The organism is Sphingopyxis sp. Soil_C_28, from assembly GCF_057657055.1.
In genome coordinates this window covers 798,299-808,012 of record NZ_JBDGJE010000003.1, presented here as the reverse complement: position 1 = coordinate 808,012, position 9,714 = coordinate 798,299, and the positions used below count along the sequence as shown (strand labels likewise).

General features: G+C 64.8%; 8 protein-coding genes. 4 read left to right on the top strand and 4 right to left on the bottom strand.

Going from position 1 to position 9,714, the window contains the following annotated elements:
* Positions 1-532: 532 nt before the first annotated feature.
* The 3 genes from AC3A43_RS17210 to AC3A43_RS17200 all read left to right on the top strand — a co-directional run bounded on the left by AC3A43_RS17210 (position 533) and on the right by AC3A43_RS17200 (position 4,154).
* A complete protein-coding gene (locus tag AC3A43_RS17210; protein ID WP_487793760.1) occupies positions 533-1,069 on the top strand; it encodes an RNA polymerase sigma factor in 537 nt (178 codons plus the stop codon).
* A gap of 109 nt (positions 1,070-1,178) precedes the next feature.
* On the top strand, positions 1,179-2,933 hold the full coding sequence (locus AC3A43_RS17205) for a vWA domain-containing protein (RefSeq protein WP_487793759.1): 1,755 nt from the start codon (positions 1,179-1,181) through the stop codon (positions 2,931-2,933).
* A gap of 189 nt (positions 2,934-3,122) precedes the next feature.
* Positions 3,123-4,154 carry a tetratricopeptide repeat protein gene (locus AC3A43_RS17200; protein WP_487793758.1) on the top strand — a complete coding sequence of 344 codons (1,032 nt, stop codon included), beginning with the start codon at positions 3,123-3,125 and terminating at the stop codon, positions 4,152-4,154.
* On the opposite strand, the gene AC3A43_RS17195 is transcribed toward AC3A43_RS17200, so the two are convergent.
* Positions 4,151-5,173 carry an XdhC family protein gene (locus AC3A43_RS17195; RefSeq protein ID WP_487793757.1) on the bottom strand — a complete coding sequence of 341 codons (1,023 nt, stop codon included), beginning with the start codon at positions 5,171-5,173 and terminating at the stop codon, positions 4,151-4,153. The two genes, AC3A43_RS17200 and AC3A43_RS17195, sit on opposite strands and share 4 nt — an antisense overlap.
* A gap of 57 nt (positions 5,174-5,230) precedes the next feature.
* Between AC3A43_RS17195 and AC3A43_RS17190 the strand changes: the two genes are divergently transcribed.
* Complete coding sequence (locus AC3A43_RS17190; RefSeq protein ID WP_487793756.1) at positions 5,231-5,806, top strand: nucleotidyltransferase family protein; 576 nt, start codon at positions 5,231-5,233, stop codon at positions 5,804-5,806.
* A gap of 22 nt (positions 5,807-5,828) precedes the next feature.
* Here the strand turns inward: AC3A43_RS17190 and paoC are convergent, their stop codons facing one another.
* From paoC to paoA, 3 genes are read right to left on the bottom strand one after another with little or no spacing between them, the layout of a single operon-like run.
* The gene (gene paoC / locus AC3A43_RS17185; RefSeq protein WP_487793755.1) at positions 5,829-8,033 is read right to left on the bottom strand and encodes an aldehyde oxidoreductase molybdenum-binding subunit PaoC; all 2,205 of its coding nucleotides are present in this window, start codon (positions 8,031-8,033) and stop codon (positions 5,829-5,831) included.
* A gap of 3 nt (positions 8,034-8,036) precedes the next feature.
* A complete protein-coding gene (locus AC3A43_RS17180) occupies positions 8,037-8,987 on the bottom strand; it encodes an FAD binding domain-containing protein (RefSeq protein WP_487793754.1) in 951 nt (316 codons plus the stop codon).
* Entirely contained in the window at positions 8,984-9,628 is a 645-nt protein-coding gene (paoA, locus tag AC3A43_RS17175) for an aldehyde dehydrogenase iron-sulfur subunit PaoA (protein ID WP_487793753.1), read from the bottom strand. The genes AC3A43_RS17180 and paoA overlap by 4 nt, the downstream gene beginning before the upstream one ends.
* Between the last annotated feature and the right edge of the window lie 86 nt (positions 9,629-9,714).

Here is a 9,714-nt window from a genome sequence, read left to right as displayed (position 1 = left end):
ATATACGCCGCCGACGGCGCACGCCGCAGCACATAGGCCCCGCCAGCCCAATCAAACGCCCAGCTCTCCATGTTCGCACCGCCAGACAAGCGCACAAGGCCCGACAACGCGCCACCACCAGAAACGCGGGCCATGAACAGCGAAAGCAAGGCTGACAAATCGGTCATGCGACGCGTGTCCGGGGGGTGGCGGCACGCCAAAATTGTCTCGCACAAACGCCCTGCATCGCCATCCCTTCGCATCTGCCTTTTTACTTAGTATACTAATTATATGACAGGAATCTTTTCGCGGCAAGTAACCTCGACGCAGCTCGTCCCGTCCGATATCGCGGCGTGCCTGCCCGCAAGCTTCCTCGCCATTCGCTCCGACGCGTATCGACAAGCGCGACGCCTGCGATCTGGCCGCGGGGCCTCCCACCAAAGTCAGCGATGGCCTTCGCGCGGCGAATGAGGCACAACCGGCCGCGATGGCAGGATGCGGGGGATCAATTGGGCCGGTGAGCGACCTTCTGTCCGCCGACGGATACTGACGCATGGCCGACGCCGAAGACGCGGATATCGTCACGGCGGCTGTTGCCGGTGACCGTGACGCATTCGCCGCGCTGTTGCGACGCCATTATGACCGCATCCACGGCCTCGCCTGGCAATTGACCGGATCGCGCACCGATGCCGACGATATCGCACAGGACGTCTGCTGCATCCTCGCGGAAAAGCTCTCCGCCTTTCGTGGCGATGCCAAATTCACGACATGGCTGTGCAGCATCGTCTTCAACGCCTGCCGCGATTTTCACCGGCGACGCTCGGCGCTGACGCGTTTCACCGGGCGCCTGAGCGTCATGGCGGGGCTGGCGCGCGGCCCCGACGGCCGCGATTTTTACGACGCAATCTGGATCGAGAGCGCGATCGCCCGGTTGAAGCCCGAACTGCGCGAAACCGCGGTGCTGATCGCGGGACAGCAGCTTACCCATGCCGAAGCCGCGCAAATCTTGGGGATCGCCGAGACGACGGTGTCCTGGCGAATGCACGAAATCCGGCGCCAACTTGCGGCAAAGTCGGGCTCCCACGACTGATTGCAAGGCTTCGGAAAAAAAATTCGACAGGCCGCCAAGGATTTCCGGCGCCCCGGCGTCCCAGTGATATGCGGGCGATTGTGCGCCGCTGTTGCCAGGGAGGCATGTCATGTCCCGTTTCCATCTGATGCTAACTGCCGGGCTGTCGATCACGCTCGTCACCGCCTGCTCGCAATCGAACGACGCCGACATTGCATCACCCTCGTCGGAGGCCGTCGCACCGAAGGCCGAGCTCAACGAGGATGCTTCGGAGATCATCGTCACGGCCCAAAGAGTGAATCTCCCTCTCATGGAGAGCGCGATGCCGATTTCGGTCGTCAGCTCCGAACGGATCGGCCCGGCGGCACCACAGACCCGCTCGGCGGTCGTGTCGGGGACCATTATCGCGCCGCGCCGCGCCGATCCGACGGCATCTTATTATCAGGATGTCGGCCGCGACAAATTCACCTCGACCGCGGAAAATATATTCAAGATCGCGCGCGACGAGCCGGTGTCGACCTTTTCGATCGATGTCGACACCGCATCCTATTCCTTTGTTCGCGCGTCGCTGAACAGCAATAGTCTGCCCCAGCCGGCGGCGGTGCGGACCGAGGAACTGATCAATTATTTCCCCTATGATTATGCTGCGCCGCGCAGCGCGCAACAGCCCTTCACCTCGAATGTTGCGGTCTTCCCCAGCCCGTTCACCGCAGGACGCAAACTCGTGCGTATCGGCATCAAGGGCTATGCCATCGAGCGCGCAACGCGCCCGCGCGCGAACCTCGTCTTCCTGATCGACACCTCGGGATCGATGAATTCCGAGAACAAGCTGTCGCTCGTCAAGAAATCGCTGGGCCTTCTCCTCGACCAACTCGATCGCAACGATAGCGTGGCGATCGTGACCTATGCAGGCAGTGCCGGTACGGCGCTTGAGCCGACGTCGGCGAGCCAGAAGGACAAGATTCTGGCGGTGATCGACCAGCTCGGCGCGGGGGGGAGCACGGCAGGAGCCGAGGGCATCCGCCAAGCCTATGCGCTGGCGCAGCGCAATCTCGACCCGAATGGCGTCAATCGCGTCGTCCTTGCCACCGATGGCGATTTCAACGTCGGCATCACCGACCAGAACGAGCTGAAAGGCTATATCGAGCGCGAGCGCGGCAAAGGGATTTTCCTTTCAGTGCTCGGCTTTGGCATGGGCAATTACAACGACGCGCTGATGCAGACGCTCGCGCAGAACGGCAATGGCGCGGCGGCCTATATCGACACGCTCGGCGAAGCGCGAAAAACGCTGGTCGACGAAGCGACCTCGACCTTGTTCCCGATCGCGAAGGATGTAAAAATCCAGGTCGAGTTCAACCCGGCTACCGTCGCCGAATATCGGCTGATCGGCTATGAAACGCGCATGCTGAACCGCGACGATTTCGACAATGACAAGGTCGATGCGGGCGATGTCGGTTCGGGCCAGACGGTCACAGCGCTGTACGAGATCGTCCCGGTCGGCGGGCCGCGCACGATAGGCGACCTGCGCTATACCAAGCCCGCGCCGCGCCCTGTCGTGGCAGGGGCGAGCGAATATGGCTTTGTGAAGATCCGTTACAAATTGCCGAAATCGGACCGCAGCCAGCTGATATCGACCCCGATCGACCGCCGCGTCGAATTCGCGCGCTTCGCCGACGCGCCGCAGGATGCACGGTTCGCGACGGGAGTCGCAGCGTTCGCCGAACTGCTCCGCGGCGGAAAATATAGCGGATCGATGACTTATGACGATGTGCTGCAGATCGTCGGCGCAGCGCGCGGCGCCGACGATTTTGGATATCGCATGGAACTGGTCCAGATGGTCCGCGCCGCCAAGACGGCCGGATCGATCGCCCGATTGCAGCGGTGACGATGGTGCGGCGGCGTTGCCAGTTTAGCGCCGCCGCATCGCTTGCACATTCCAGCCTCAATCGAGATATTCGACCGCCGCCCAATTCTGCGTATAAGGCAAGACAATGCTCATGCCCCTTCCCTCGCGTCTGCCATCTCGACATAGTTCGACATCGTGCCGGCGCCTCCGGACGGTTAGAGGACGGCGATGACAGGCGACGACGACCTCAAGGCGTTTATGCCCGATGCACCGCCCCCTGCGCCGAAGCGGCGCGAAATGGCGATCGTCGAAGCGCTCGCGCGCTTCGACGGGGCAGCGGCGCCGCCAGCCCGACCCCGACAGCAAAAGGCGCCTTGGTGGAAGGCCCTTCGCCATCCGCAGGCCGGGCTGCTCGCCACCGCCGCGCTGGTCGCCGCGATCAGCCTGCCGGTTGCCTGGACGGCCCTTGGCCCTCACCTGCCTGCCGCCGACGAACAGATCGCCGTGCCGCGCGACGCGAAGGCGCCCATTTCCACTCTGGCGACCGAGCCCCCGACCCGCGACGCCGGGCCAGCCGATGCGAACGAGGGCCCGCCGCGTTCGGCAGCCAGCCCGCCGGTGACGAAACGGGTCGAACTCGCGCAGGCGGAAACCACGGCCCCGGCGGCAAAAGCCGAGCAATCCGAACCCATCGTCGTTCAGGGACGGTTGGCCGCGCTCCCCGCTATGGAGTCCGCGACCCCTATCTCCGTGTTTTCGTCGGACGAGCGATCCGAGGGCAATGACGTCGTCGTCACCGGCACGCGCATCTCCCCACGCACCCCTCCAAGGCGGGGCGATTGGAACGCCTGCACGGTCAATGACCCGAGCCAGAAACTATCCCAATGCAGGCGGCTGGCGAACAAGGGGGCGAAGGACGTCCGGTTGCAGGCCGACACCCATCTTTCCGACGGGCTGAAACATGCGTGGGAGGGCGATCTGGATGAGGCGATCGTCGCATTCGATCAGGCGATCGCCGTCGCGCCGAACCTGTCCGTCGCCTACCTCAACCGCGGCCTCACATACGATCGTCAGGGCGAGAGCGCACGCGCCATCGCCGATCTCGACCGGGCCATCCAGCATGCACCGCAGTCGGCGCGCGCATATTATAATCGCAGCCTTATTCTTCGGAAACAGGGCGACACGCGGCGCGCCGACCTCGATGAACGCCGCGCGACGAACCTCGACCCCAGATATCAGGCGGCACCGGGCCCGGACTAAAGCCCTTGATCCATGGCGACGCCGCTTATTGCGTAACCGCCCTGCTCCGGCGAAGGTTCGTCGCGTTGCCCCACCGACCTGCTGCCAATGCGGTGATAGTCCTGCACGATCTGCGACAGCGCCGAGAGCGCCAGCGTTGCCGGGTCGCGCGTTGCGGGAATGAGACCCACCGACGTCCGGAGCTTGCGGCGAAAATCCTCCGGCACCCCGGCGTCGCGCAAGGCGTCGAGGCGGATAGCCTGCGTTCGGCGGCTTCCGATCGCCCCGATGTAAAAGCAGGGAAGACGCAGCGCGCGGGGCAGCAACTCCTCCTCCCAGTCGCGATCGTGAAACACTGAAATGATCGCGGTCCACGGATCGGTGCTCACCAGCGGCAGGATCGTGCGTGCGGTCAGCGGCACCGTGTCAAAGCCCGCGGCGTCCAGATCCGCCAACGCGCGCTCTTCGGGCGAAAGCACGCTGACGTCAGCCCCAAAACTCGCTGCCAGCCGCGCCAGCGCCGTAAGTTCTTCGCCCTGCCCCATCGCGACGACTCGAAGCGTCGGCAGATAGCAGAGCCGGAAGCTGCCATCGCGCCAGCCCGGAAGCTCGCCCTGATCGGTGGCGCTTTCCGCAAACACGCCGTCGTCCGCCAGCCGCAAGACGGCCGGCTCGCGGCGATCATGCCGCGACAATGCCTCCGCGATAGCCTGCGGATCGGGCGAGGGATTGAACAGCAGGTCGATCCCGCCGCCGCAGGGGAGCCGGATATCGAGATAGGGCGACCCGGCGCCGAACCGCACCAGCCTGGCACGCCCGTCGGATAGCGCGGCCATGGCCTCGGCGACGACGGCGGCTTCGATGCATCCGCCGGAGAAGGAACCGACATAGCGACCGTCATCGGCCACCGCCATCTGCGCGCCGACGGCCCGCGGCGACGATCCTTCGATCGCGGTCAGGGTGACAAGGATTGTTCGGACGCCCTCCCGGCTCCGGTCGAGGGCAAAGCGCAATATGTCAGCCGGCGTCGTTGCTATCATGCGTAATTTGCTTTGAAAGTGACGAACGCGCAAACGGCCGCCGAAAGGATGAGAGTCATGATCGACGCCACGAACATCGCCGCCATCCTGCTCGCCGCGGGCACATCGCGGCGGTTCGGCGCCGATGACAAGCTGCTGGCGCCGCTCGATGGCGCACCGCTGGCTTTGCATGCGGCGCAGCGCATCGTCGAGCTGGCGCCGGGGCGCCGGATCGCAATCTGCCCCGATGACCATGGCATGCTCGCACGGGCGCTAGCGGAACTGGGTTTCGAGATTGTCGCCAATCCGCACCCCGAACGCGGGCTCTCCCAATCCCTGTCGTGCGGCATCACCGCGGCGGCGGCGGGCCCGGAAGCGGCGGCGCTGATCTGTCTCGCCGACATGCCCTTCGTCAGCGCCGGCCATCTGCACAACCTGATCGATCGTTTCGATGTCACGAACGCACCGATCGTCGCCTCGACAAACGGCGAAGCGGCGATGCCGCCCGCGTTGTTTGCGCGCTCGCTGTTCGAAACCCTGCGCGGCGGCGAAGGCGACCGCGGAGGCAAGGCCCTGCTGGCCGACGCCGCACTCGTCCATGCCGGTGCCAACGAACTGGCGGACATCGACCGGCCGGGTGATATTCCGGGCTGAACCGTCGCCCTCACTCCGGCGATCACACCATGTCCGGCAGCTTGTCCAGCAGCTTGTCGAGCGTGATCGGATAGTTACGCATGCGCGCACCCGTCGCATTATAGACCGCGTTGGCGACCGCCGCCGCCACGCCGCAAATACCGAGTTCGCCAACGCCCTTCGCCTTCATCGGCGAGGTCGTCGGATCGGCTTCGTCGAGGAAGATGACGTCCTGATGCGGAATGTCGGCGTGAACCGGGACTTCATAACCCGCGAGATCGTGATTGACGAAAAAGCCGAAGCGCTTGTCGACCGCGAGTTCTTCCATCAGCGCCGCGCCCGCGCCCATCGTCATCGCGCCGATCACCTGGCTGCGTGCCGCCTTGGGGTTGATGATACGCCCCGCAGCGCACACCGCAAGCATCCGGCGGACGCGAATCTCGCCCGTCATCGCGTCGACGCCGACCTCGACGAAATGCGCACCAAAGGTCGATTGCTGAAATTTCTCGGCCAGGTCGCCATATTCCATATTGTCTTCGGCAACGAGTTCGCCGTCGGCCGCGGCCTCGCCCAGCGCAACGCTGCGCCGCCCCGATTTGACCTTGCCGCCTGCAAAGACCGCGTCGGACGTCAGGCCCAGCTTTTGCACAACCGCCTCGCGTAGCTTGACGCAGGCGGCATAGACGCCCGCGGTCGAGCTGTTCGCGCCCCACTGACCGCCCGAACCCGCCGACACCGGAAAGGCGGAATCGCCGAGCTTCACGACGACCTTGTCGAGCGGCACGCCCATCATTTCAGCGGCGGTCTGCGCGATGATCGTATAGCTGCCGGTGCCGATGTCGGTCATGTCGGTCTCGACCGTCACGATCCCCGATTTGGCAAGGCGAACGCGCGCCGCCGACGCACCGTTGAGGTTGTTGCGAAAGGCGGCGGCCATCCCCATCCCGACCAGCCAGCGCCCGTCGCGCGTCACGCCCGGCTTCGGACTGCGCTTCGCCCAGCCGAATTTCTCCGCGCCCGTCTCCATGCACTTGTTGAGCTGGCGCTGCGAAAAGGGTCGGCTCGGCTTTTCGGGGTCGACCTGCGTGTCGTTCAGCACACGCAATGCGATCGGATCCATGCCCAGCTTTTCGGCCAGCTCGTCGACCGCAATTTCGAGCGCCATCAATCCCGGCGCTTCGCCGGGCGCGCGCATCGCATTGCCTTCGGGCAGATCGAGAACGGCCAAACGCATCGCGGTCATGCGATTTTCCCCGGCATAGAGCAGGCGCGTCTGCGCCACTGCGGTTTCGGGGCCGCCGCCGGGCAAGTCGCCCGACCAGCTTTCATGCCCGACCGCAGTCAGCTTGCCATCCGCGGTCGCGCCAAGGCGAACGCGCTGGATCGTCGCCGGGCGGTGCGTCGTGTTGTTGATCATCAGCGGGCGGGGCAACGCCACCTTGACCGGGCGCTTCGCCGCCTTTGCACCCAGCGCGGCCAGCAGCACATCGGCTCGATTGAACAGTTTCCCGCCAAAACCGCCGCCGATATACGGCGAGTCGAAGCGGATATTCTCCTTTGGGATGCCCAGCGTTTTGGCCATGTCGCCGACCGACCAGGCGATCATCTGGTTCGACGTCCACACCGTCAGCTTGTCACCCTCCCACGCGGCGATCGTCGCATGGGGTTCCATCATCGCGTGGCTGTGGTCAGGGGTCGTATAGCGCGCATCGAGCTGAACGGGCGCAGCGGCGAAAGCGGTGGCAAAATCGCCAACGCTGGTATCGGGCTCGGTGCCGAAGGACGCTTTCGGTTTGATCGCGGTATCGATCGCGGCGGCAAGATCATAAGCACCCTTGCTACGGGCATATTCGACGCGGACCAGCGAAGCCGCGGCGCGCGCCTGTTCGAAGCTGTCGGCGACGACGAGCGCGATCGCCTGATGATAATGGTCGATCGCGGGGCCGCCGAGCAATTTGGCGGTGTTGAAATCGCCTTTCGCCAGCTTGCCGGCATTGTCCGCAGTGACCACCGCGATGACGCCCGGCGCCGCTTTGGCTTCGTCGAGGTTGATCGAGGCGATCCGCCCCTTGGCGATCGCCGACCCGACGACATAACCATAGGCCTGGTTCGCCGCGACATCATGCCGTTCATAGGCATAAGGCGCGGTGCCCGTCGTCTTGAGCGGGCCTTCGATGCGGTTGGTGGGTTTGCCGATGATCTTCATCTGATCGATCGGGTTGGTCGTTGCGGGCGTGTCGAATTTCATGGCTCAGCCCTTCGCTTGTGCCAGCACCCCGGCGAGCGTGCGCTCGACAAGGGGCAGCTTATAGGCGTTTTCGTGCGTGGTCCTGGCGCCCGCGAGCAATCCGTCGGCGACCGGCTTGGCACCGCGCGGCAGCGCCGCCTCAGCCGCCTCGACGCGCCACGGCTTGTAGCCGACCCCGCCAAGCGCAACGCGTCCGCTTCCGTCGCGCTGAACGATCACGCCGACCGAAATCAGCGCAAAGGCATAGGAGGCGCGGTCGCGAACCTTGTGATAGATATGCGTGCCGCCGACGGGCTTCGGCAATGTGACCGCCGTGATCAACTCACCCGGTGCCAGAACCGTCTCCAGATGCGGGGTCTTGCCAGGCGCCCGATAGAAATCGGCGATGGATATCGCGCGCACTTTGCCCGATGCGTCGACCGTCTCGATCGCGGCATCGAGCGCGCGCATCGCCACCGCCATGTCGCTGGGGTGCGTCGCGATACACGCATCGCTCGCGCCGACCACCGCATGCAGCCGATTGAAGCCGCCGATCGCGGCGCAGCCGCTGCCGGGCTTGCGCTTGTTACATGGCTGGTTGGTGTCGTAAAAATAGGGACAGCGTGTCCGCTGAAGCAGATTGCCCGCCGTCGTTGCCTTGTTGCGGAGCTGTCCCGACGCGCCGGCGACCAGCGCGCGGGTCAGCAGACCATAGTCACGCCGCACCCGCGTATCGCTCGCCAGATCGGTGTTGCGGACCATCGCGCCGATGCGGAGCCCGCCTTCCGCCGTCGGCTCGATCTTGTCGAGTGCGACGCGGCTGACGTCGATCAGATGCTGGGGCGTCTCGATCTCGAGCTTCATCAGGTCGAGCAGATTGGTGCCCCCCGCGATGAAGCGCGCGCCGGGCATCCGCGCAAAGGCCGCCGTCGCGGCGGCAGCGCTATCGACGCGTTCATAGGTGAAGCTTTTCATGCCTTCACTCCCGCAACATCGGTGATCGCGTCGATGATGTTCGAATAGGCGCCGCAGCGGCAGATATTGCCGCTCATCCGCTCGCGCAGTTCAACCTTGGTCACCGATGGCGCAGCGCCGAGGTCGGCGGTGACATGGCTCGGGATACCGGCCTTGATCTCGTCGAGAACCGCGACCGCCGAACATATCTGTCCCGGTGTGCAATAACCGCATTGGAAGCCGTCGTGCGTCACGAAGGCATCCTGCATCGCATGCATCTTGTCGGGCGTACCGAGGCCTTCGATCGTTGTGATCTTGTCGCCGTCGTGCATCACCGCCAAGGTCAGGCAGCTGTTGATCCGCCGGCCGTCGACGATGACGGTGCACGCGCCGCACTGGCCGTGGTCGCACCCCTTCTTCGTCCCGGTCAGTTGCAGATGTTCGCGCAGCGCGTCGAGCAACGAGGTCCGTGTGTCGAGTTCGAGTTCGCGCGCCGTTCCGTTTACTTCGAAAGCCACTTTTGCCGTCGGCGGAGCCTTGGCGGCGGGGCTGGCCGCCGTCGCCGCTGTTCCAATGGGAACAAGCGTCACCGTCGCAACCGACGCTGCGCCGCCCACGAGCACGCCGCGCCGCGACAGCTCATATTCTTCTGGAGTCTGCATCGCTCGTCCGTTTCTGTTCTGTTGCCAATGGGCGCGGAGGCCCACGGGAAGGTTCAGGCAGTCGATACCGCGCGGCTTATTTGGAC

Coding starts and splice junctions, on each gene's coding strand:
- AC3A43_RS17210 (WP_487793760.1), top strand. CDS start 533: ATGGCCGACGCCGAAGACGCGGATATCGTCACGGCGGCTGTTGCCGGT.
- AC3A43_RS17205 (WP_487793759.1), top strand. CDS start 1,179: ATGTCCCGTTTCCATCTGATGCTAACTGCCGGGCTGTCGATCACGCTC.
- AC3A43_RS17200 (WP_487793758.1), top strand. CDS start 3,123: ATGACAGGCGACGACGACCTCAAGGCGTTTATGCCCGATGCACCGCCC.
- AC3A43_RS17195 (WP_487793757.1), bottom strand. CDS start 5,173: ATGATAGCAACGACGCCGGCTGACATATTGCGCTTTGCCCTCGACCGG.
- AC3A43_RS17190 (WP_487793756.1), top strand. CDS start 5,231: ATGATCGACGCCACGAACATCGCCGCCATCCTGCTCGCCGCGGGCACA.
- paoC (WP_487793755.1), bottom strand. CDS start 8,033: ATGAAATTCGACACGCCCGCAACGACCAACCCGATCGATCAGATGAAG.
- AC3A43_RS17180 (WP_487793754.1), bottom strand. CDS start 8,987: ATGAAAAGCTTCACCTATGAACGCGTCGATAGCGCTGCCGCCGCGACG.
- paoA (WP_487793753.1), bottom strand. CDS start 9,628: ATGCAGACTCCAGAAGAATATGAGCTGTCGCGGCGCGGCGTGCTCGTG.